This window comes from Alloscardovia venturai, from assembly GCF_042676605.1.
GTDB lineage: Bacteria > Actinomycetota > Actinomycetes > Actinomycetales > Bifidobacteriaceae > Alloscardovia > Alloscardovia venturai.
The window spans coordinates 53,535-76,206 of the sequence record NZ_JBHTHQ010000021.1 but is presented as its reverse complement, the minus strand read 5'-3'; the positions used below and the strand labels follow the sequence as shown (position 1 = coordinate 76,206).

The following is a 22,672-nucleotide window of genomic DNA, read 5'->3' as shown; positions in this document are numbered from 1 at the left end:
CACATATGACTCCTGAGGTCCGCGACGCGTACGTAGCACAAGAAGACGCACGCGCTGAGGCAATCCGCGCGAAAGCTCAAGCAAAAGCACATCGTATCATCGCACGTGCTGAATATAAGGCTACGATAATTGAGCAGAAAGCCCATGGGACTTATCAACCTCGTGTACGACTTGACGTTCATGGACGCCCCAAGCCTGCTATGCGCGGCTGGATTCACCTTGTCACTGCACCTCTATCTCTCGCTGCAGGTATCGTTCTTATCTGTCTTGCCAAGCAAACTGGACTTAAGTGGGCATGCGCAGTCTTTATGACAAGCTCGCTTATTCTTTTTACAAATTCAGCAATCTACCATGTTGGTGACTGGAACTCAAAAGTAACCGATATCTTGCGTCGTATCGACCACGTAAATATTTTCCTTCTCATCGCAGGTACATATACGCCTGTTGCTTTTGCTCTTGACCCTCTCTGGCGTAATATCATTATTTCTACTATTTGGGCTTCTACTGCAGTAGCAATGCTCATACATGTCATCTGGATTAATGCTCCACGATGGCTCTATACTGTCGTCTATATCATCTTCGGAGTGTCTGGAGTGGCCTATCTCGGTCTCTTCTGGTTCTCCGCCTATGCAGGTCCAGCAGTAGTGTGGCTCATCGTTTCTGGAGGCCTCTGCTACATTCTCGGAGCACTTGTCTATGCACGTCGATGGCCAGATCCATGGCCACGTGTCTACGGTTTTCACGAGATTTTCCATACTGGAACAGTTCTCGGCTACGCGTGTCACATTGTCGCCATTTATTTTGTCGTCGTGTCTCTGTGGCACTAGAGTTGCACAAGACAATATTTCTAGCGTCATAGTAATCGAAAATACGAAATAAATATAGAGAAAGGTTCTCAGCACTTATACACAATGCGCTGAGAACCTTTCTTATGTTCCTATTTCTTTTTCGACTCGCTACTGAGCGAGTTTTTCTCTTAGTTTTGCTTGCTTTACTCCAGTGGCTCCGAAGAGAGAATTTCCACGGAAATCATGCGACCATTTGGCGCTTTATATTCCACCGTTTCGCCAGCCTTATGTCCCATAATGGCAGCCCCCACAGGAGATTCAGCACTAATGACGTCATAATCAGTTGCTACAGCAATTTCGCGCGAGCCGACGACATATGTCATGTCATTTCCGCCTATAGAAATCTTTACCACGCTACCATTGCCCACTAAGCCAGACTCTACAGGCTTGACGATTTGAGCGCCACGAAGCTTCACAATCAACTCATTAATGCGAGCCTCATTCTTTCCCTGAGCCTCGCGTGCTGCCTGGTAGCCACCATTCTCGCTTAAATCGCCTTCTGCGCGTGCAGCAGCAATTTTCTCAGTGATGTCCTGACGATATGGACCTTCACGCCATTCAAGCTCTTCTTTTAGCTTGTCATACGCTGCCTGAGTAATCTGGATAACGATATCTTCTTGATCTGCCATATCTCCTCCTTTGAGCGTGATGCCAAATATGATTTAGCGACCAGAAGTTGTAGAAATGATATCAATAACAAATACCAAAGTATCATCACCACCAATGCCAGCCTGCGGCACACCGTATGAGCCATAGCCGTACTGTGGTGGTATAGAAACTACGAGACGAGAGCCTACATTATGACCGGGAACAGTATTGTCCCAACCTTTAATAACCTGACCGACTCCGATGCCAAAATCGATAGGCTGATGGCGATCAAAGCTAGAATCAAATGGCTTATCTTTGCCCCAAATGACACCGTGATAGTTCACTGTAACGATGTCGCCTTTGCGAACCATCGGACCATCGCCTTCTACAATTTCATCACAATACAAACCTGCCGGAGCATCGGGGACGGAAAAAGTAATCTGTGGGTACTCGCCAAAAGTAGCATTCACCTGAAGGTTTGCGATATCGCTCATTGAAACTCCTTGAATGAACCCTCTTCATTCAGTACCTCGGACGGGACTCGAACCCGTAAGCCTTAAGCAGGCGGCGGATTTTAAGTCCGCTGCGGCTACCAATTTCGCCACCGAGGCATAGACAACAAAAAACCATTATGCCACAAGTTGCGTAAAATGCGAAATCATTATTTTTTGCGCGTCATCTCTGTGCGTCGTGCAAGGTCGAGCACAATCCCGTCAAGCAGACCATGCTCACTTGCGACATAAGAGTCCACAGTAAATCCGCTCTGAGCAGTTGCCTGACGTACTGCCTCAAGGACGCGTGACCACACGAGCGCCCCTGCACCAATCACATCACGACGCCCAGGATGTACGACCGTCAGCGTGTCGCGCTCAGTACGTGACATGCGCAAGACACGCTCATCGACCTCAAGGACGTTATCTATCGGCATATGCACGCCATCTACGGCGTTCTGTTCATAGACATCTTGTCCCAAAGCTACAGCGGTCATAGTGGTTACAGTGCCAGAAACGCCGATGATTGTACGCACGTCAGCGAGTGGAACGACACGCGCAGCGTGCTCGATATGCTTATCAATATCAACAATTGCCGCATCGATATCCGTCTGCGTTGGTGCATCACTTAAATTGTGCCGCTCACTCATACGCACAGATCCGATATTCATCGAAAATTCCGCTTTTACCTGTAAACAGTTATCTTTACCCAAGCCTCCTAGCACAAGCTCCGTAGATCCACCGCCCAAATCTACAACTAAGAAAGGCGACTGATACTTTGAAACATTGATGACACTTGTAGCCCCTAAGAAACTTAAACGTGCCTCTTCATCGCCAGAAATAATGTCTGGATAGATACCAAGCTTGCTATGGATATAGTTTTCAAACTCTTGCCTATTGCGAGCATCACGCGTAGCACTCGTTGCCACAAAGCGGATAGCATCCACTTTATGCTGCGAAATTATTTGCGAGAATTCGTCGATTGCCGCAAAAACACGTTCTAATGCTTCCTTACTAAACTCATGATGCACATCCACGCCTTCACCGAGTCGAACGACGCGCATAATGCGAGGGACAATGATTTCAAGATTGTCCCTATCAACACCGCCGTTGATAATGCCGTGAAGACGCACAATCATAAGACGTATAGAATTTGTACCGCAATCAATGCCTGCCACTGTAACACTCATGCCACTACCTACTCTTTCCTTCGTCCTCGCCCTATAGTCCCTCTAAGCGATCACCGACTAATGTCTGTAGGACCGCCATATGCCTGCTGCTATACATTCTTCACTATCAGATAAAGTTTTGCACTCGCACTATATCGATTGACATCATTCTACTGTGTACACCTACATACTCGAGGGTCAAATTCATCGGCAATTTCTTTCATCACTAAATCACCTATCGGATTTACTCCTGGCCCCATCGCAAGTGTCTGCGCTAAAATTGCGTGCAGACACTTGACACGAATCGGCATTCCGCCTGCGGTGATTCCTTGGATATGCTCTTCGCTATCCCCCAATCGGCGAGCAAGCTCATGGCGCACAGCAAGATACGCCTCATGAGCAGCACGATACTGAGAGGCAAGCGTTTCATCCGTCGTAAGCTCTTCTGTCAGCTCAGTAAGCCGTCCAGTTGCTTCTACATGCGAGATTGCTTTAGTAGCGCCAGGATGGCTCAAGTAAAAAGTGGTAGGAAATGGAATTTTTCCGTCCACAAGCGGTCGCGTCACAGTCGTCAGTGGTTGTCCACATATGCATCGTGCGCCAACAGCTACCATTCCCCGTGGAAAACGTCCTAATTGTTGAGAGACTACTTCAATATCATGCTCAGTAGCAGGATTCTCGAGGAAATAATCCACAAGCTCAGAAGCATTCGTATATACATGGTGTGGCCACATGGTCATCTTTTATCCTTACTAGTTACTGGGCTTTTGAACCAGTCGAGTTCTCAGCTTGGTCAGTACTTTCGATAGAGTACATCAGTTCGGTATACCACGGAAGCTGAGAGGAAGACGTGTCTTTCACCTTTTCTTTCGCATCAGACTGTGCATCTGATGGAGCATTCTTTACGATAACGCTACGCTCGCCCGGGAAGACGAATCCTAATCGTTTCCGGGCTTGAGATGTGACATATGCTTTATCAGACCACCGTTGAATATCATTTTCTAGATCAGCCTTCTGAGCAATAAGCTGTGCTTCCTGGTTCTTTAAGGAATTCAGTTGAGCCATATTCGTCGCATAAGTCTTAAAGACAGTGAGAAAATTCACCGTAGCAAGAAGCACAATGATAGCAGCGAAAAACACTTGAAGCGCTCCACCGCCGCGTCTGCGCGAGCGCATTTGGGTAACCGACTGATGACGTAATTGATTCTCTTTTTTCTCACGCCACGTCGAACGTTGTCGCTCCGAACGCTGCTGCTTCGCTGTACGTGTCTTCGTCTTTGATGAACGTAGTTCTCTCTTCTCATGCTGAATAGCACGAAGCTCATCACGTACATGTGGGGTACGCGATGTATTGGAAGAAGATGAACGAGACATGCGACGAGCCATATCTAAAAAATACCCATCGCACTCGACTGTTCGCATGAACAGAGGACTACGATGGGATAACTCATCTCACAACGCCACATACGTGCGTGAAGAAAATCACGCTACACACATGAGCGTAGAAATAAGGTCACATCTTACTTTTCGATGTACTTCTTGCAAGCCTTGAATGCAGAGTAACCTGCATACTGCGCATTGGAGCCGAGCTCTTCCTCAATCTCAATGAGACGGTTGTACTTAGCAATACGCTCACCACGAGCAGGAGCACCAGTCTTAATCTGACCAGTGTTCTTAGCAACAGCAAGATCAGAAATAGTAGTATCGGAAGTCTCACCAGAACGATGGGAAACCATAGAAGTGAAACCATTCTTGGTAGCGAGCTCAATAGCGTCGAGAGTTTCCGTCACAGAACCAATCTGATTGAGTTTAACGAGCAAGGAGTTTGCTGCGCCGAGCTCAATACCCTTAGCAAGACGTGCTGGGTTCGTTACGAGCAAATCATCGCCAACGAACTGGAGACGGTCACCTAGACGAGCGGTGATAGCTGCCCAGTCGTCCCATCCTTCTTCTTGGAATGGGTCTTCGATGGAAACGATTGGATACTCGTTGATGAGGTTCTCATAGTAATCGAGCATGTATGCTGCTTCACGCTCTTCGCCATCGAAGCGATACTTGCCTGTTTCCTTGTTGTAAAACTCAGAAGAAGCTACATCAAGGGAAATGCCAATCTGCTTACCAGGCTCATAACCAGCTGCTTCAATAGCAGACATGATGTACTTCAGGGAGTCTTCGTTGGACTTCATCTTTGGAGCGAAGCCACCCTCGTCACCGAGACCAGTAGCGAGACCTTCCTTCTTCAAAACGTTCTTCAAGGTGTGATACACTTCAACGCCTGCGCGGAGAGCATCACTATAAGTCTCGAAACCATAAGGGGAAATCATGTATTCCTGGATATCAGTTGCGAAGTCAGCGTGTGCACCACCATTCATGATATTCATATTTGGTACTGGCAAGATGTGACCATTAGTACCGCCAAGATAACGATACAAAGGCTGATCTGCTTCTTCAGCTGCTGCATAGATTGCTGCGAGAGAAACGCCGAGAATTGCGTTTGCACCGAGCTTGCCCTTATTTGGCGTACCATCAAGCTCAATCATGGTTGCATCAAGAGAACGCTGATCAGATACTTCCATGCCGATGACAGCAGGAGCGATAACCTCATTGACAGCCTTTACTGCATCGAGGACACCCTTGCCCATGTAGACAGACTTATCACCATCGCGACGTTCCCAAGCTTCTGCTTCACCAGTTGAAGCACCAGATGGAACAAGACCCTTGCCCGTGACGCCGAACTCAGTGGAGAGAACAACTTCTACGGTTGGGTTACCGCGGGAATCAAGAATTTGACGTGCGTATACACTTTCAATTGCGGACACAACTACTCCTTAAACTAGGTTGTGATTTCAATCACTAGAATAATGCGTTTTATGGACGATAGAGGACTCTCCATCAACTCTTTGGTGTGTGCTTCCACTCCAAATCATCAAGGAGCTGATTTGTCCATGTAATCACCTCGCTTGTCTCCATCGCTTCCTGCCCTAAAAGACCTTGGAATGGAGTCGGAATGATAAGAGTGTGAGTGACAGGCCTCCACTGGACAATCTTATAGATACGCTTGAGCCTGAGCATGACCGATTCTTGCGGATCAATGCCTACCACTCGAATATTCTTACCCTGCGCAATTAAGTCGGTAATGCCCATCCGACGAGCCCGACTTCTTAATCGTGCAATGTCGAAGAGAGTTCCTAACTCGTGAGGTGGATTGCCATAACGGTCGATAAGTTCACTGCGAATCTCCTCAAAGTCTTCCTCGGTACGCGCAGCAGCGATTTTTCGGTATGCTTCGAGACGTAACTTATCAGAGTCGATATAACTCTGCGGAATGGATGCTTCTACCGGAAGATCTATGGAAACCGCTACTGCTTCATGGCGATCAGGTTCCTTATAGTCTTGAACAGCTTCGGAAACCATGCGTACATAAAGATCAAAGCCCACGCCTTCAATATGTCCCGACTGTTCTCCCCCGAGCAAATTACCCGTACCACGCAGTTCAAGATCTTTCATCGCAACATCGTATCCAGCACCGAGCTGAGTATTTTGTGCGATAGTAGACAAACGGTCATGAGCAGTTTGTGTCATGGACTTCGTTGGATCGTAAAGGAAATAAGCGTAAGCGCGCTCATGCCCACGACCTACACGACCTCGAAGTTGGTGAAGCTGAGATAATCCGAACCGGTCTGCACGGTCCACAATGAGCGTATTAGCATTGGAGATATCAAGCCCAGTTTCCACAATGGTCGTACAGACGAGTACATCAATATCACGATTCCAGAAAGCTTGAATGACAGTATCAAGCTGCTTCTCACTCATCTTGCCGTGTGCAGTAGATACCCGCGCTTCTGGTATAAGTTCGCTAATGTGTGCTGCTGTCTTCTCAATATCCTGTACACGATTGTGTACAAAGAACACCTGACCTTCACGTAAAATCTCACGCCGTATCGCCGCCACCACTTGCGCATCTTCATATACTCCCACATAGGTCAGTACAGGAAGTCGATCTTCAGGTGGTGTGGCCAGAGTCGACATCTCTCTCAGTCCCGTAATAGACATCTCTAACGTACGCGGAATCGGTGTCGCCGAGAGGGAGAGAACGTCTACGTTAGTGCGTAGTGCTTTAAGTGTTTCTTTGTGCTCTACGCCAAATCGCTGCTCCTCGTCGATGATGACAAGTCCTAAATCCTTAAACTTAATATTGGGGTTTAAGAGCTTATGCGTACCGATGACGACATCTACCACTCCAGACTCAATGTCCGCAACAGTTTGCTTGATTTCTTTCGCAGTCTGGAAGCGACTCATAATTGCTACTTTGACAGGGAAACCTTCATATCGATTTGTGAAAGTTTCGTAGTGCTGCTGAGCGAGCAGAGTCGTCGGCACCAACACTGCTACTTGTTTGGAATCCTGCACCGCTTTGAACGCCGCACGGACTGCGATTTCAGTCTTACCAAAACCAACATCGCCACATATGAGACGGTCCATGGGGATGGGTTTTTCCATATCCCGCTTGACGTCATCGATAGTAGTGAGTTGGTCAGGGGTTTCTTGATAAGGAAAAGCGTCCTCAAGTTCGCGCTGCCACGGTGTATCCGGACTAAAAGCAAAGCCTTTCGTGCGCTGTCGTGCAGAGTAAAGAGCAACGAGGTCTTGCGCAATTTCTTTGACTTTTTTGCGTGCTTTTGCCTTCGTCGAAGCCCAGTCCGAACCTCCCAGCTTATTGAGTTTCGGTATCTCGGCACCGATATATTTGCTTAATTGATCAAGTTGATCAGCGGGAACGTACAACTTATCTTTAGGAGCATTACGTTTACTCGGCGCGTATTCAAGAACAACATACTCACGCTGACTGCGGGCATTACCTAAGCCCACCATACGTTGTTGAAGCTCGACAAATTGACCGATACCATGTTGTTCGTGAACTACAAAATCACCCGGTTTGAGCTCTACAAGGTCAATTGCTTTACGCCTACGGCTTGGCGTACGAGTTTGCGCAGCTACAGATGAACGACCTGTAATATCTTTTTCGGTAAGCACTGCGATTTGTGCAGTTTCATCGATGAAACCGTTTGTTGCGTGAGAGAGAGTATACTCAATCTCGCTTGCCTTACTTCCCTCAAGAGTAAGTGTTTGCGTGAGGATGCGTTGCAAGCGAGACAGCGTTCCTTGTGCAGCGCACGTAACGACAACATGTAAACCTAATTTAAGAAGATTTTCTATCCCTACTGTTGCCTTTGCTTCATTGCCACGATACTCATCTGGCTGCTGTGCGTGTAGAGCAACGTTACCTTCGAGAGAATCATCGACACCAAAATCAGTAATCTTCCACACACGTTGACGATTGGACTCTAAGTCATGAAGCACATCGCCATATGGGATAAAACTCGCCTTGTCGAAACTGATAGGCACGCCATTTTTTCCGCCTGTAGCTGCCACATGCCAGCTTGCTGCAAGAAACTCTTGAGCGGTCTTGTTCAAGTCATCCGCTGCACGTCGAACACGTTCCTCATCATGGATAAGGATGAGAGTACCTGGAGCGAAAAGACTATACACGGGCTGAGTATCATCGACAAGCGCTGGTATCAAGGACTCCATACCTTCTACGGGAATCCCCTGAGAGATAGATTCCAACATGTCGTCGGCGTGAGCAATTTTCCCTATGAGCGATTTTGCACGCTTACGAATCTCATCGGTAAGAGGAACTTCGCGACAAGCGCTCACCCACATGAACTCAAGGTTATCGCCATATGTACGCTGATCTGAAGCATGAAATTCATGGATTTCATCAATTTCATCGCCAAAGAGGTCAATGCGTACCGGACGTGGAGCCGTCGGCGGGAAAATGTCAACAATTCCGCCACGTATAGCAAACTGTCCTCTTTCCATCACAAGATCGGTACGCTCATAAGCATGTTCGATGAGCCTCGAAACGATATCATCCATATCGATGATATCGCCCCTGCGAAAAACTAATGGCTTGACGTCTTGGACACCTGCCACGATAGGCTGAATCAATGAACGAATGGGGATAATGAGAACTTTAATTGGTCCCAGTTCTGATGTAGCGACCGCTTCTGAGTCAGGGTGGGCAAGGCGGTAGAGTACTGCCATGCGCTGTGCCACTGTGTCTGCGCGAGGACTAAGACGTTCATGAGGAAGAGTCTCCCACGCATTCAAAATAGCAATATCGTCAGGGTTACCGTCATAATATGACCGAATTTCTTCTGCAGTTACGATAGCCTGTCTATCAGAGGCTACAACCACGACAATCGGACTATCACTCTTTTTCGCAAGTTGAGTTTCTAATGCTGAACGGACACCTGCAACAGCCCCAATACGCCGTATATTGCTCTTAGCACCACGTACTTCATCGAGAATCTTTTCATAGTCTCGAGCCTGAGCAAGCGAATCTGCTACAGATGAAAGTGTTCCATAGAGGCTGAGCCTATCGGCCATTAAACTTCTCCTGAGTCTTCTGTATGCCGTTGACCATAATGGATTCAGCAGCATCTGCCCCATCCATCAAGAATTCGTCGAGCTCTCTACGCTGAGTCGCATTAAAACCGCCAAGCACCCAATTAATAGTGTTCTCGTGAGCGCGCGACCCACGTGCAGCATGACCTACTCCGAGACGCACTCTACCGTATTTCGGTGTGCCCAGTGATTTGTCGATAGATTTAATGCCGTTATGACCTCCCGCGGAGCCGCCGGCTTTCACCTTAATCCGCCCAAAGTCTAAATCCATATCATCATGAAGAACGATGACGTGAGACGGGTCAATAGAATAGTACGAGCATAGGGATGCTACCGCCGTACCAGAATCATTCATATATGTCAAAGGCTTAGCGATAAAAAACTTGAAACTCTGCCCATCGAGCTGTGCTACGCCCCTGCCGAGTAGAGCGAGTCCTTTGTGGTCTGAAAAATTCACACTCCAGCGAGATGCAAGTACATCTGCCACCATAAAACCCATATTATGACGGGTACCTTCATACTTTTTTCCGGGATTACCTAAACCCACGATAAGCCAAAAATCAGATGTCATCTGTGCCCTTCGCTCATATATCAGTTTCTATATCAATTATCAGCTAAATCTTCGCCTATTAAGTCTTTATACCAGTATGCTACGTCGTGGTACTTTCCTAACACGGCGTTATAGGAAGCATGAGGGAGCAATCCATAACGTGTAAATCCGTGGCTTTTCATCAATGCTATACTGCCGTGATTGTCTGCAAAAATGATAGCAGTAAGCTTGCGAAAGCCGCGCTCGCGAGCAGCTCTCTCGAGCCATGCCAGCAACTGATGGCCTAGCCCCTGCTTGTGAAACTTTTTCGCCACGTAATAGCTCACTTCGGCGATACCGTCATATCCGGCGCGTGGATGAAAGCGCGATAGAGAAGCAAAGCCAGCGATTTCTCCACTCTCGCTCTCTGCTACCACGACAGGAAAATCTTCACGTGGGCTATGAGCATTAACCCATTCGGCACGCTGACCTAGAGTACGCGGCTCAGTATCAGCAGTTACTCCTCCAGCTACTACTGCCTCATTATAAATCGAAGTAATTTCCCGAAGGTCTGGAGATGACGCGCTCACCATGTCAGGTTTCACGTAGCGTATAGAAAAATTCATAATTCTTACAGTGTAATTCTCACGGTGTATCGCGCAATATCCTTCTAGCGATACACCGTGCGTCTATCTGCATGAACACGCTATATATGCATATACGTGCCGCAACATGAATGAGAAAATTACTCGTGCTTACGTTTGGTTAAGCCCCAAATCTCCTGAGCATATTGCTCAATGGTATCGTCCGAAGTAAAGCGAGCAGAGCGAGCAATATTCGTCAAACTCATATGCATCCATGTCTTCTGATCTGCATACGCTGCCGCAATACGTTCATGAGCCTTCACATATGATTCAAAATCTTCAAGCAAGAAGTACTCATCATTATATGTAATGAGTGCGTTATATATCTCATTACCTTCAGCCTGAATGTTTGGGATAGTCCCGTCCACGAACGTATCAATGACACGATGAATCGTTGGATCTGAGTCATAGAGCGTACGCGATGAGTAGTCATGCTTGTCATAGTGCGAGTAGACGGCATCTTTATCCATACCAAATATAACGATGTTGTCATCTCCCACTTCATCTTTAATCTCGATATTCGCCCCATCAAGAGTAGCCAAAGTCACAGCACCAGTCATCATGAACTTCATATTTGAAGTTCCAGAAGCTTCCTTAGAAGCTAGAGAAATTTGCTCAGAAATGTCAGCAGCAGGAATAATCAATTCCGCTAGGCTTACTCGATAATTTTCGAGGAACACCACCTTAATTTTGTCGTGGATAGATTCATCATTATTGATGAGATTTGCTAATTCGTTGATAATCTTAATAACCGACTTCGCAAAATGGTATCCAGGAGCCGCTTTTGCACCAAAGATAAAAACATGAGGAGTCATGTTTTTTGCTACTTGAGGATTATCTTTCAGCTCCAAGTACAGCTTTATGATGTACATAACATTCAATAGCTGACGTTTATACGCATGTAAACGCTTAACCTGCACGTCGAAAATAGCATCCGTGGAAACCTGAACGCCTGTAGTATCGTAGATATATCGCGCAAGACGTTTCTTTGCATCAGTCTTAACTTCAGCAAATCGCTCCTGCACAGCCTTATCATCTACATACTCATCTAACGCTCGGAGCTTATGAATATCGCTCCTCCATCCCTTGCCAATCGTCTTATCTATCGCAGCAGAAAGTTCCGGAGCTGCGATCTGAGTCCAACGGCGATGGACGATACCGTTGGTCTTATTATTAAACTTCTCAGGCGAAATCGTATAAAAGTCATGCAACGTATCCGCCTTGAGCAACTCTGTATGCAATTTTGCCACACCGTTGACACTATGCCCACCGATAATAGCAAGATGCGCCATATGAACATTGCCATCCTTAATAATCCGGGTACGTTCAATCACTTCAGAAGGTGTACCTTGAGCAACCTGCTCTTCAACGAAGCGACGATCAATCTCTTGAATGATTTGATAGACACGAGGCAAGACATAACGGAACAATCCTTCGTTCCACTTCTCAAGAGCCTCAGACAAAATCGTGTGATTCGTATAGCTCATGACTTTCACAGTCACATTCCATGCATCTTCCCACTCCATGTCATAGTCGTCGACGAGTAAACGCATAAATTCAGCTGGGGCGACAGCCGGATGAGTGTCATTGATATGGACCGCTACCTTTTCATGAATACGCTCAAGCGGCATGCCAAGTTTGAGATATGTCTTGATAATAGTCTGCAATCCAGCACTCGTCATGAAGTATTCCTGCATGAGACGCAGCTTTTTACCGTCATCCGTGGAATCGTCTGGATAGAGAATAGCAGTAATGTCTTGTACTCGGCGCAAATCAGCTAAAGAACGATAATTAAGTTCGTCTTCTTCAGGAATTTCCACATCCCACAAGCGAAGATTATTAACATTGCCATTGTTGTAGCCCAATTGCGGTACATCATATGGCACAGCTCGCAATACCTGCGCATTTCGATATACAGGCCGCAGATGACCATCTTCAGCCTTTTCTAGATAGACATCTCCGAAAAGACGGACATTGACGATATCGTGGTCCTTGCGCGTTTCCCACACATTGCCAATGGAACCAAACCAAGAATCAGGAAGCTCGACCTGATAACCATTAATGATACGCTGCTTAAACAAGCCATACTTATAGCGCAAACCATTACCAAATCCCGGGTAATCAGTCGTGGCCAGGGAATCCATAAACGCTGCAGCGAGGCGCCCTAACCCACCATTGCCTAAAGCCATATCATGTTCAGCATTTTTAACATCTTCAAAGTTAAGACCAAGCTTAGAAAATGCTTTCTTAACAGTATCAAGGATGCCGAGGTTCAAAAGATTTGTCTCAAGCATACGTCCCGGGAGGAATTCAATAGAGAAATAGTAGGCAATCTTTTCCTTGTTCTGTGTAAGCTCTTTATTACGTTCAATCCACTGTGGCGTGTAGTACCCGCGCACAGTCTTCGCTAATGCCACAAAAAGCTCAGAATTGGTGGCCGTATCGAAAGTAGTCATCTCTTCGCGATGAAGAGTTTGCTCAAAGTCAGAAATAAATTGTTTTGTCGTTAATTTCATTCTTTTCAACCATTTTCACTAATTGTTACTCATGCAAAGTGTGCAGCTCCCTATTTGAACGGGAACTGCACACCCTCATTTTTCTATGCTTTTAAGGAACGATACATATCCTCATACGCCTGTGAAGCTGTAGACCACGAGAAATCTACATTCATAGCACGATTCACAAGGCTCCCCCACTTATCTGGATCGTTCTTATAAAGATCCATCGCATGGAGGATGGTCTGCATCATCCAGTATCCGCTAAACTCAGCAAAGCTAAAACCAGTTCCGGTATTGTCCACTTCGTTATACGGCTGCACAGTATCCTTCAAACCACCTACTTCATGGACGATAGGAATCGTGCCATAACGCATAGCCATCATCTGAGAAAGACCACACGGCTCGAAGGCACTCGGCATCAAGAACATATCGCTTCCAGCGTAGATAAGTTGCGCCAAAGAAAGATCGAACGCAATAGATGCCGACACCTTGTCTGTATACGTATCTGCAAAATATCTAAATGCATGCTCATACTGTGGATAGCCTGTACCGAGTACCACGAGCTGCACATCGTACTGCACAAGATTATTTAACTCAGATACGATAAGGTCAAAGCCTTTCTGATCCGTCAGTCGCGACACTATCCCAATTACTGGAATGTCGGATCTTACCGGCAAGTTCATACGCCTTTGAAGTTCTTCCTTTGCAAGCACCTTGCCAGACATATCTTCTGCTGAAAAATGATGAGTGAGATACTTATCCGTCGCAGGATTGTATATCTGCGTATCAATTCCGTTTGTAATGCCCGAAAGCTTACCTGACTCCATACGTAGAATCTGGTCAAGTCCTTTGCCAAATTCAGCGGTTTTAATTTCCTCAGCATAGCTCGGTGATACGGTCGTGACACGGTCTGCGTATAAAATTCCTGTCTTAAGCCAGTTGAGCTGGTTATTCCAGCGCACAGTGCCATCGTAGTACCGCTCAGGACCTACGCCGAAAAGGTCCCAGAGAGTTCCAGCATCATACTGACCTTGGAACTCAAGATTGTGAATGGTAAGAACCGTACGGATAGCATGGTATGCATGAATCCAGTTGTACTTCTCCTTGAGGAGGAATGGAATCATCGCCGTATGATAATCATTAACGTGAACTACATCAGGTATAAAATCAACTTTTTCCATCATCTCCATGGCAGCTTGCTGGAAATAGGCAAAGCGTTCGCCGTCATCGTAATCTCCATAGACATGACCGCGGAAGAAGTAATACTGATTATCGAGGAAATAGTAACTCACTCCGTCACGTTTCAAGAGTTTGACACCAACATACTGGTGCCGCCAGCCGACGTAGGTGAAGAAATTCATAACGTCAGTGACTTCATGACCAAATTTAGTGTCAATTTCGTCATAGTACGGCATAACTACCGCCACGTCATGCCCTCGAGCGGCAAGAGTCTTGGGAAGTGCCCCCATCACGTCACCAAGACCGCCGACCTTGACGAAAGGCGAACATTCAGCGGCACAAAATAGTATTTTCATCGCGTCACATCCTCTGTAATCTGTTCTCCTTTAGCGACGACGATAGGCTCATCCGCTGTCCCACGAATCGTTACTCCTGGAGCAACTGTCACATTCTTATCAAGAATGGCATACTGCACGCGCGCACCTTGCCCAATCGTTACCTTAGGAAACACAATACTGCTATCGACCGATGAGTGCTCATCAATCATGCAATTACGAGAAATAATGGAACGAACCACAGTACCCTTGATGATGCTCCCCGACGCAAATTGCGAATCTTTGACGTGTGAGGTGGTAGCAAAATATGTCGATTCCTCATTCTTCACCTTGGTATATACCTTCTGATTGGAATACAACAAGGAGTAGAAACCATTAGGATTAAGCATATCCATGTTGGCATCGTAATAGGACTTCACTGAGTGGATGTTCGACACGTAGCCGGTGTATTCATATGCTAAAGAGGAGACAGACGTCAAAAGATCACGTAAAAGGTAGCGAAGTTTACGTGGCTGTGGCTTCTTGCGCTCTTCTTCCATGCGAGCGATGAGTTCTGAGGTGCGAACGACATAAATGTCCGCAGACATCTTGTAGTTGTCACAGTCATCATGGGCAAGAAGTTTGTCGCGCATTTCTTCCAGTGTGCCGTGTGACAGTACTGTATCGTCTGAGCTCACTTCTAAGACATCATTTTCCTGAGAGATGTCCGTGACGACAAGTTTCTTATAGACAACTGCTACATCACAATCTGACTCTTCAGCGAGCGCGATAACGTGTGCTACATCAATATTGCACAATACATCGCACCCCATATACACGGTACGATTACTGCCTGAGCGACGTAGATAAGTCAGAACCTGCTCGTAGTAATCATCATTGGTCGTATGACTTGCTAAGTCAGAATCATAGAATCCTAAGAACCAATGGCTCAGTTGCGTGTTGAGACCCCACTCGCGACCAGAGCGTACATGGTCGAATACCGAGCGCATATTTTTCTCTTGGAAGATACCAAAGACATTGCGAATTCCAGCATTTGACAACGCCGACAACTGGAAATCGAGCAGACGATACTTGCCATCGAATGGCAACGTTGCCAGAGGACGATGTTTCGTCAGCTCTTTCATATCAGGATTGCCGATGGTATTTCCTAAAATTGCTGAATAGTTATCACGCTTCATCTGGAACACCTACCTTCTCACCGTAACCGATAACTTGAATCTCATCAGTGCCATCGATGACAGCATCCACACCGATTATTGCGTTCTCTCCTACGATCGCACGTTTAACGTGCGCACCTTTACAGATAACCGCACCGCTCATGATGAAGGAGTCTTCGATGAGTGCACCTTCTTTAACTTGAACGTTTGTCGAGAGAATGGAATGGTGGACATCGCCTGAGACGAAACAACCATCTACTACCAAAGAATCTTTCACGTCCGCATTGTCATCGATAAAGTTTGGTGGCGCGATGAGATTCTTGGAGTATATTTTCCAGTTTCGGTCACGACTATGTAGCTCATTGTCTTCGCCAATGTACTCCATATTTGCCTGCCACAGTGACTGAATAGTTCCTACGTCTTTCCAATATCCTTGGAAATTATAGGTATACGCGCGTTCTCCCGCCTTGAGATAAGCGGGGATGACGTTGCCACCGAAGTCTCGCATATCTACACCAGACTTATCTGCATTAACGAGAACCTCCCGCAGACGTGCCCATGTGAAGATGTAGATACCCATTGATGCTTTCGTCGATTTCGGATTTTCTGGTTTTTCCTCAAATTCGACAATGCGATCATTCGAATCCGTATTCATGATTCCGAAGCGGAAAGCTTCTTCTAGTGGCACGTCAATAACTGCTACGGTGAGACTTGCCTTGTTTTCCTTATGACACTTGAGCATATCATCATAGTCCATCTTGACTATGTGGTCGCCGGACAGTATAAGGACATACTTTGGATTGATGGAATCAATGTATGCCAAATTTTGGTACACAGCATCGCTCGTTCCCGCGAACCATCGATTTCCTTCTGCTGCAGAGTACGGCTGTAGGATAGTTACACCAGAATTAATCCCATCCAACCCCCAGCTTGAGCCATTACCGATATGATCATTCAACAGTAGTGGTTGATACTGTGTAATGACACCTACATTCGCTATGCCGGAATTTGCACAATTTGACAGTGCAAAATCGATGATGCGATAGCGTCCTCCAAACTGAACAGCAGGCTTCGCTACGTGTTGAGTAAGCTTGCCAAGGCGTGAACCCTGACCGCCTGCTAGAATCAGCGCAATCATTTCATTTTTCATGATTCCCCTCTTTACTGACGAACATCACTGGTCGTCGATATATGGAAATTGTGTTTCGTGTGTATAAACCAAACTAAGTCAATCTACTTACGGCGGCGAGCATCCCTCCGCTTGAGCCTCCAGATACTTGCCCCAAGTGCTGGCATAGTAAAGCTTAACGTCTGCGTATAGTCTTTCCACTGCCCCGCTTGCGTGTGAGTTAGCGGATTATGGTCTTTCCATACACCGCCAAAGTCACTCATCTCGGTGTTCCAGACTTCCTCATACTCACCAGCGACTGGAACGCCTATCGCGAAACCACGACGTTCGACAGGAGCAAAGTTAAAGCAGCACACGAGGAACTCACCCTTATTGTTCTTACGCATGAAACTCAAGATGCTCTCATCACGATTATCTGCATCGATAATTTCTAGACCATCGTAGCTATAGTCATTCTGCCACAGCATGTTGTAAGATTTATAAAATTCATTAAGCTGGGAGGTAAATCCTTGCATCTGCTTGTTGAGCGGGTCACGAAGATTATCCCAGACAAGCTGATCATCGTACTTCCACTCTAGGAACTGTCCAAACTCACTTCCCATGAAGAGCAGTTTCTTGCCAGGGTGACACATTTGGTATGTATAGAGAGTTCTTAGACCAGCAAATTGGTTGTATCTGTCTCCCCACATCTTATGCATAAGGCTCTTCTTACCGTGGACGACCTCATCGTGAGAGAATGGCAAGATGAAGTTCTCTGAGAACGCATACATAAAGCTGAAAGTGAGATGGTTAAAATCAAACTTTCTATATACGGGATCTTCAGCGAAGAACTTGAGCGTATCGTTCATCCAACCCATATTCCACTTATAGTCGAAGCCTAACGCATCCCATTCGATAGGTCCGGTGACTTTGACGTCGCTAGAGCTATCTTCCGCAATCATCATGACATCCGGATGAAGTCCATGGATGACGGCATTCATTTTTTGGAGGAATCCAATACCTTCAAGGTTACGATTTCCGCCGTCTTTATTTGGCGTCCATGGACCTTCGTCATAGTCGAGATACACCATGTTGCTCACTGCATCGACGCGGATTCCGTCAAGGTGATAATACTCTATCCAGAATTTCAGAGATGAGATGAGGAATGACTGCACCTGATTCTTACCAAGGTCGAAGTTCAGTGCACCCCAGCCACGGTTATGTGCTTTATTATCATCCTGATACTCAAAGGTCGCAGTGCCATCATAGTAAGCCAATGCATCATCATTACGCGTAAAATGCCCTGGAACCCAGTCTACAATGACGCCAATATTGTTCTTGTGGCACTGCTCCACGAAATCTTGAAATTCCTCTGGTGTCCCATAGGTATGTTCGAAGGCAAAATACCCCATGAGCTGATAACCCCAGCTCATCCCGAGAGGGTGCGCCATCAAAGGCATCAACTCCACATGAGTATAATTCATCGAAACGAGATACGGGACCAGTTCACGGGTCAAATCCGCAAAAGTATATGGACTACCATCCTCATGTTTCTTCCATGAGCTCGCATGAACTTCATAGATATTCACAGGACGGTTCCTAAAGCCCCACCTCCTGCGATGAGCTAGCCACGCATTGTCACCCCACTTTTTGGGGGCATAATCAGTAATGACAGCTGCAGTACCAGGACGCTTTTCAAGGTAGAAAGCAAAAGGATCAACCTTATCCGCTACACTTCCATCTGCACGAGTGACGGAAAACTTATAAAGCTGTCCAGCTTGCGCATCCGTGCTGAAGACTTCCCACACCCCAGCATCGCTACCCGTCATGGCAAGTGGATGCTCATGCCACTGCGTGAAGTCACCGATGACTTCTACTGCGCGTGCATGTGGCGCCCACACACGAAAAACATAACCACTGTGACCATCGCGCTCTTCCTTATGAAAGCCAAAAACGTGCTGCGCGTTAAAATTCTCTCCAGTACCAAAGGTCCGGATTGCCTCAGATACGTCCATCATGTACCTCCCTCACGTCCTCTCTTTACACATTAGTCACATTCTGCGTAAAAGTCGAGGAGGAAATGCCACATCACACAAATTAAAGTAGCCAACGTGTGAATAACATGAGTTTTGTGCAAGTTTTAGCGAGAGCCTTATTGCAAGTTTTAGCGAGCATCCTTCACAAAGAGGACGAAACTTAAAGCAGGAATATACCCGCCATCGCACAGAGATATGTCATTATTGGCAAGCACAACGCGATATTTATCGTTGTCGCCAAGCACATCAGTGAGTGAAATTTGGCGTGTGGTAGCGACGACGCGATATGTTTTCTCGTCGCGTGTCACATCCCACGATATGAAACCTGAAGCCGGTTGCGCATGATGAATATACATACGATGACGGATACGGCGATAACTTTCTATAGTGAACAAACCACTATAACGTTTGTATTCCAAAAGCTGGTGGATAAATCGTACCGTTGAGTCATATCGCGAAAGATTATCCCAATTAACACGATTTACACTATCTGGCGCGTTGTAACTGTTCATCGCGCGCATACGGTCAAGAGCTGTAACTTCTCCCTCTTCGCCCGTAGGATGAAGTTTCGTACGCAAGAACTCTTGACCGATTTGCATAAAGGTCGCGCCTTGCATCACGATATTCAATGCTGTAGCGAGCTCTACTCTTTTAACGTGTGTCGATTCATCGTCACTTGAGTTGAGTTCCCAGAGTAAATCGTTGAGATTGTAATTGTCGTGTGCCTCGACATAATTAACGACTTGGCTCGGTGATGAATACGTGCCAAGTTCATCGCTACCGAGCAAGGCTTTAGCTACCACGTCTTCCGTCCATGCACCAGAGACAAAGCCTTCTCTCAACTGTCCATAAACTTCAGCTCCCTTAACGGCATCTCTACCGATAGCATTGAAGAAACCTATGCCGGGAGTCAGAGCTGCATTACTCACACTTGCTTTATCACGAGGTTCTAGACCAGTTCCCATATCCCAGCCCTCACCATACAGCACGATATGGGGATCGATGTGATCCACAGCTTCACGCACAGCGTTCATCGTATCAATGTCATGAAGACCCATCAGGTCAAAGCGAAAACCATCTACGCCATATTCTTCAATCCAATAAGTAATCGAGTCAATGATGTACTTGCGCATCATCTCCTTTTCGCTTGCCGTCTCATTGCCGCAACCTGAGCCATCAGCCCACAATCCGTCACGATTGACACGGTAATAGTAGAACGGCACAGTCAGCTGGAAAGGATGCTCTGTTCGTGAATATGTATGGTTATACACGACGTCGAGAATGACACCTAGCCCTGCATCGTGGAAAGCAGAAATCATGCTTTTCAACTCACGCGGAGCACAGGAACTATCGGTAGGATCCGTAGCATAAGTCGCATCTGCAACATTGTAATTTCGAGGATCGTATCCCCAGTTGTACATCTGCTCGCCGTGAGAATCGTAGTGCTTAGCATAGTCAGCAACAGGCTGAATTTGAACGTAGTTGTATCCCTGTTTTTTCAAAAAATCAAGGCCAGTAGGTGCTCCGTAGCTATTTTGCGTGCCAGCCAACGCTGCACCACGATATGTGCCACGCAAGTGCTGAGGGACACTCGTCGTATGTGACATAGTAAAGTCACGCACATGCATTTCACAGATGACAGCGCTACTGAGATCACTGTCTATGTCATTACCGATGGCGTCAGCGTCTAAATTAGCCTGCGTGCTTTGTGCACTGTACCGTGAGCGAAAACCTTGCGGAGTAACTGCTTCATGAGACCATAAAACTGTGCGTTTCCCATCCCGACTAGCAGCTCGCCCATAGGGGTCAGGACTTAAGACTCGAGAACCGTCTCGATGCGTAATATAGAAGGCATACGCTTTACTCTCAAGGTTTGCGTCTACATTTGCGAACCATACTCCATGAGTATTGTTCGAATGGTCCTCTGCATCACACGTGCTTCCACGACTCATCTGTACGGTTCGCCACACACTCGCATCACGATATTCATTATCGAAAATAACGAGTTCCACATTTCGTGCGAGAGGAGACCAGAGCCTAAATCGAGTATTGTATGGCGTATACCGCGCACCTAGCCATCCAGAGAATGCCCATTTCTTATCAAAAGACTCCGCGTCAAAAGATACGTCCATACCATGCGGACTATCAATGGGGCAGAGCGCACTTCCTAACGCCGCTTCCCTACTATAATAAGCGACGTTATCTCCCTCGACGAGCCAAATATGTGTAGCAGCCTCTTCAGGGCGAAAATATACCTTATACTGCCCAGACTTATATGACCAATCTCGATTTCGTATAAGGATGTTGACGCATCCACTCCCAGAGTTTATATGGGTATGAGGAATCTGAAAGTAAGCAACAGGACCAAATACATCCACATCCTGAGGATTACGAGGGTCGTGCCACGTGTCTGCATGAAATATACAGTTGACTCCCTCATCTCCATCACACCATATCCACGCGCTTCTCGAATTTACGCATGCATCATGCAGACTGTAGTAATGAACTACTAAGTACGTCATAAGAAGCGTCACACATTAAACTTAAATTCAACGATGTCGCCATCCCGCATGACATAATCCTTGCCTTCAAGACGCATCTTTCCTTCTTCTTTGACTTTGGCGTAGGAGCCCGCTTCCATCAAATCATCAAAAGATACGATTTCAGCCTTGATAAATCCACGTTCAAAGTCCGAGTGAATGACACCTGCAGCTTGAGGAGCAGTCCATCCTTTGTGAATCGTCCATGCACGCACTTCCTTCTCACCTGCTGTGAGATAAGTCTGCAAACCTAAGGTATCAAAACCTACACGAGCAAGCTGATCGAGACCCGACTCTTCCAGCCCAGCATCAGCAAGCATTTCGCGCGCATCCGCCTCATCAAGTTCAGTCAAATCCGCTTCAAACTGTGCATTAAGGAAAATTGCCTGTGCCGGAGCGGCCATATCAGAAAGCTTTGTCTTGAGTGCTTCATCCTGGAGCTCATCATCATCCATGTTGAATACATAAATAAATGGTTTTGCAGTCAGGAGCTGAAGCTCACGAATCTCAGCAGGATCTACCAAACCATCCTTAGCGGCTTGATCGATAGTTTTACCTTCTTCGAGCACTTTCTGTGCCTTCTTGACCTCGTCTAAATATTCAGGCTTAATCTTTTTGCCACGTAAATCCTTTTCGAGACGAGGAATCGCGTTCTCGATAGTCTGAAGATCAGCCAAAATAAGCTCGGTGTTGATGGTATCAATGTCGTCCGTTGGATCAACTTTGCCATTGACGTGGACGATGTCATCGTCGCTAAATACTCGCGTGACTTCACAGATAGCATCCGCTTCACGAATATTTGCAAGGAACTGATTGCCTAAGCCTTCACCCTCAGAAGCGCCTTTGACGATACCTGCAATGTCGACAAAGGTCACTGTCGCTGGGACAAGTTTTGTGGTGTTGACGATGGGAGCAAGAGCAGCCAAACGCGAATCCGGGAGCGGGACGATACCTGTATTTGGCTCGATAGTCGCGAATGGATAGTTTTCCGCTAAAACATTGTTGCGGGTCAATGCGTTAAAAAGTGTGGACTTACCAACATTCGGCAAGCCGACGATACCAATTGTTAATGCCATAAT

Annotated in this window: 17 protein-coding genes and 1 tRNA gene; 1 reads left to right on the top strand and 17 read right to left on the bottom strand. The window is 46.6% G+C overall.

What is annotated here, in order from left to right; genetic code table 11:
- The first annotated feature begins 5 nt into the window (after positions 1 to 5).
- Positions 6 to 827 (top strand): PAQR family membrane homeostasis protein TrhA, encoded by an 822-nt coding sequence (trhA, locus tag ACFQY8_RS03720; protein WP_377939186.1) that lies wholly within the window; start codon positions 6 to 8, stop codon positions 825 to 827.
- 164 nt (positions 828 to 991) lie between these two features.
- Here trhA and ACFQY8_RS03715 read toward each other — a convergent pair whose 3' ends face one another.
- The 17 genes from ACFQY8_RS03715 to ychF all read right to left on the bottom strand — a co-directional run bounded on the left by ACFQY8_RS03715 (position 992) and on the right by ychF (position 22,669).
- Entirely contained in the window at positions 992 to 1,477 is a 486-nt protein-coding gene (locus ACFQY8_RS03715) for a GreA/GreB family elongation factor (RefSeq protein WP_377938563.1), read from the bottom strand.
- Between the two features lie 33 nt (positions 1,478 to 1,510).
- Positions 1,511 to 1,930: an FKBP-type peptidyl-prolyl cis-trans isomerase gene (locus ACFQY8_RS03710; RefSeq protein ID WP_377938562.1), complete on the bottom strand. Its 420-nt coding sequence runs from the start codon at positions 1,928 to 1,930 to the stop codon at positions 1,511 to 1,513.
- 32 nt (positions 1,931 to 1,962) lie between these two features.
- Positions 1,963 to 2,047, bottom strand: a tRNA-Leu gene (locus ACFQY8_RS03705).
- A 50-nt stretch (positions 2,048 to 2,097) separates the two neighbouring features.
- Complete coding sequence (locus tag ACFQY8_RS03700) at positions 2,098 to 3,117, bottom strand: Ppx/GppA phosphatase family protein (protein ID WP_377938561.1); 1,020 nt, start codon at positions 3,115 to 3,117, stop codon at positions 2,098 to 2,100.
- A gap of 149 nt (positions 3,118 to 3,266) precedes the next feature.
- On the bottom strand, positions 3,267 to 3,830 hold the full coding sequence (locus ACFQY8_RS03695) for a DUF501 domain-containing protein (protein ID WP_377939185.1): 564 nt from the start codon (positions 3,828 to 3,830) through the stop codon (positions 3,267 to 3,269).
- A 22-nt stretch (positions 3,831 to 3,852) separates the two neighbouring features.
- Positions 3,853 to 4,482: an FtsB family cell division protein gene (locus ACFQY8_RS03690; RefSeq protein ID WP_377938560.1), complete on the bottom strand. Its 630-nt coding sequence runs from the start codon at positions 4,480 to 4,482 to the stop codon at positions 3,853 to 3,855.
- 134 nt (positions 4,483 to 4,616) lie between these two features.
- Entirely contained in the window at positions 4,617 to 5,915 is a 1,299-nt protein-coding gene (eno, locus tag ACFQY8_RS03685) for a phosphopyruvate hydratase (protein ID WP_377938559.1), read from the bottom strand.
- Between the two features lie 73 nt (positions 5,916 to 5,988).
- Positions 5,989 to 9,549 carry a transcription-repair coupling factor gene (gene mfd / locus ACFQY8_RS03680; RefSeq protein WP_377938558.1) on the bottom strand — a complete coding sequence of 1,187 codons (3,561 nt, stop codon included), beginning with the start codon at positions 9,547 to 9,549 and terminating at the stop codon, positions 5,989 to 5,991.
- Complete coding sequence (pth, locus tag ACFQY8_RS03675) at positions 9,539 to 10,138, bottom strand: aminoacyl-tRNA hydrolase (RefSeq protein WP_377938557.1); 600 nt, start codon at positions 10,136 to 10,138, stop codon at positions 9,539 to 9,541. Before pth ends, mfd begins: the two co-directional genes overlap by 11 nt.
- A 32-nt stretch (positions 10,139 to 10,170) precedes the next feature.
- Positions 10,171 to 10,722, bottom strand: a complete 552-nt coding sequence (locus ACFQY8_RS03670; RefSeq protein ID WP_377938556.1) for a GNAT family N-acetyltransferase — start codon at positions 10,720 to 10,722, stop codon at positions 10,171 to 10,173.
- Between the two features lie 119 nt (positions 10,723 to 10,841).
- On the bottom strand, positions 10,842 to 13,256 hold the full coding sequence (locus ACFQY8_RS03665) for a glycogen/starch/alpha-glucan phosphorylase (protein ID WP_377938555.1): 2,415 nt from the start codon (positions 13,254 to 13,256) through the stop codon (positions 10,842 to 10,844).
- A gap of 83 nt (positions 13,257 to 13,339) precedes the next feature.
- Positions 13,340 to 14,773 carry a glycogen synthase GlgA gene (gene glgA / locus ACFQY8_RS03660; RefSeq protein WP_377938554.1) on the bottom strand — a complete coding sequence of 478 codons (1,434 nt, stop codon included), beginning with the start codon at positions 14,771 to 14,773 and terminating at the stop codon, positions 13,340 to 13,342.
- Positions 14,770 to 15,930 (bottom strand): glucose-1-phosphate adenylyltransferase subunit GlgD, encoded by a 1,161-nt coding sequence (glgD, locus tag ACFQY8_RS03655; RefSeq protein ID WP_377938553.1) that lies wholly within the window; start codon positions 15,928 to 15,930, stop codon positions 14,770 to 14,772. Before glgD ends, glgA begins: the two co-directional genes overlap by 4 nt.
- The gene (locus tag ACFQY8_RS03650; protein ID WP_377938552.1) at positions 15,920 to 17,059 is read right to left on the bottom strand and encodes a glucose-1-phosphate adenylyltransferase; all 1,140 of its coding nucleotides are present in this window, start codon (positions 17,057 to 17,059) and stop codon (positions 15,920 to 15,922) included. The genes glgD and ACFQY8_RS03650 overlap by 11 nt, the downstream gene beginning before the upstream one ends.
- A gap of 83 nt (positions 17,060 to 17,142) precedes the next feature.
- Positions 17,143 to 19,035, bottom strand: coding sequence for a 1,4-alpha-glucan branching protein GlgB (gene glgB / locus ACFQY8_RS03645; protein ID WP_377938551.1), 1,893 nt, complete (start codon positions 19,033 to 19,035; stop codon positions 17,143 to 17,145).
- Between the two features lie 146 nt (positions 19,036 to 19,181).
- Complete coding sequence (pulA, locus tag ACFQY8_RS03640; RefSeq protein WP_377938550.1) at positions 19,182 to 21,575, bottom strand: type I pullulanase; 2,394 nt, start codon at positions 21,573 to 21,575, stop codon at positions 19,182 to 19,184.
- 8 nt (positions 21,576 to 21,583) lie between these two features.
- Positions 21,584 to 22,669 carry a redox-regulated ATPase YchF gene (gene ychF, locus ACFQY8_RS03635; protein ID WP_377938549.1) on the bottom strand — a complete coding sequence of 362 codons (1,086 nt, stop codon included), beginning with the start codon at positions 22,667 to 22,669 and terminating at the stop codon, positions 21,584 to 21,586.
- Between the last annotated feature and the right edge of the window lie 3 nt (positions 22,670 to 22,672).

Coding starts and splice junctions, on each gene's coding strand:
- trhA (WP_377939186.1), top strand. CDS start 6: ATGACTCCTGAGGTCCGCGACGCGTACGTAGCACAAGAAGACGCACGC.
- ACFQY8_RS03715 (WP_377938563.1), bottom strand. CDS start 1,477: ATGGCAGATCAAGAAGATATCGTTATCCAGATTACTCAGGCAGCGTAT.
- ACFQY8_RS03710 (WP_377938562.1), bottom strand. CDS start 1,930: ATGAGCGATATCGCAAACCTTCAGGTGAATGCTACTTTTGGCGAGTAC.
- ACFQY8_RS03700 (WP_377938561.1), bottom strand. CDS start 3,117: ATGAGTGTTACAGTGGCAGGCATTGATTGCGGTACAAATTCTATACGT.
- ACFQY8_RS03695 (WP_377939185.1), bottom strand. CDS start 3,830: ATGTGGCCACACCATGTATATACGAATGCTTCTGAGCTTGTGGATTAT.
- ACFQY8_RS03690 (WP_377938560.1), bottom strand. CDS start 4,482: ATGGCTCGTCGCATGTCTCGTTCATCTTCTTCCAATACATCGCGTACC.
- mfd (WP_377938558.1), bottom strand. CDS start 9,549: ATGGCCGATAGGCTCAGCCTCTATGGAACACTTTCATCTGTAGCAGAT.
- pth (WP_377938557.1), bottom strand. CDS start 10,138: ATGACATCTGATTTTTGGCTTATCGTGGGTTTAGGTAATCCCGGAAAA.
- ACFQY8_RS03670 (WP_377938556.1), bottom strand. CDS start 10,722: ATGAATTTTTCTATACGCTACGTGAAACCTGACATGGTGAGCGCGTCA.
- ACFQY8_RS03665 (WP_377938555.1), bottom strand. CDS start 13,256: ATGAAATTAACGACAAAACAATTTATTTCTGACTTTGAGCAAACTCTT.
- glgA (WP_377938554.1), bottom strand. CDS start 14,773: ATGAAAATACTATTTTGTGCCGCTGAATGTTCGCCTTTCGTCAAGGTC.
- glgD (WP_377938553.1), bottom strand. CDS start 15,930: ATGAAGCGTGATAACTATTCAGCAATTTTAGGAAATACCATCGGCAAT.
- ACFQY8_RS03650 (WP_377938552.1), bottom strand. CDS start 17,059: ATGAAAAATGAAATGATTGCGCTGATTCTAGCAGGCGGTCAGGGTTCA.
- glgB (WP_377938551.1), bottom strand. CDS start 19,035: ATGATGGACGTATCTGAGGCAATCCGGACCTTTGGTACTGGAGAGAAT.
- pulA (WP_377938550.1), bottom strand. CDS start 21,575: ATGACGTACTTAGTAGTTCATTACTACAGTCTGCATGATGCATGCGTA.
- ychF (WP_377938549.1), bottom strand. CDS start 22,669: ATGGCATTAACAATTGGTATCGTCGGCTTGCCGAATGTTGGTAAGTCC.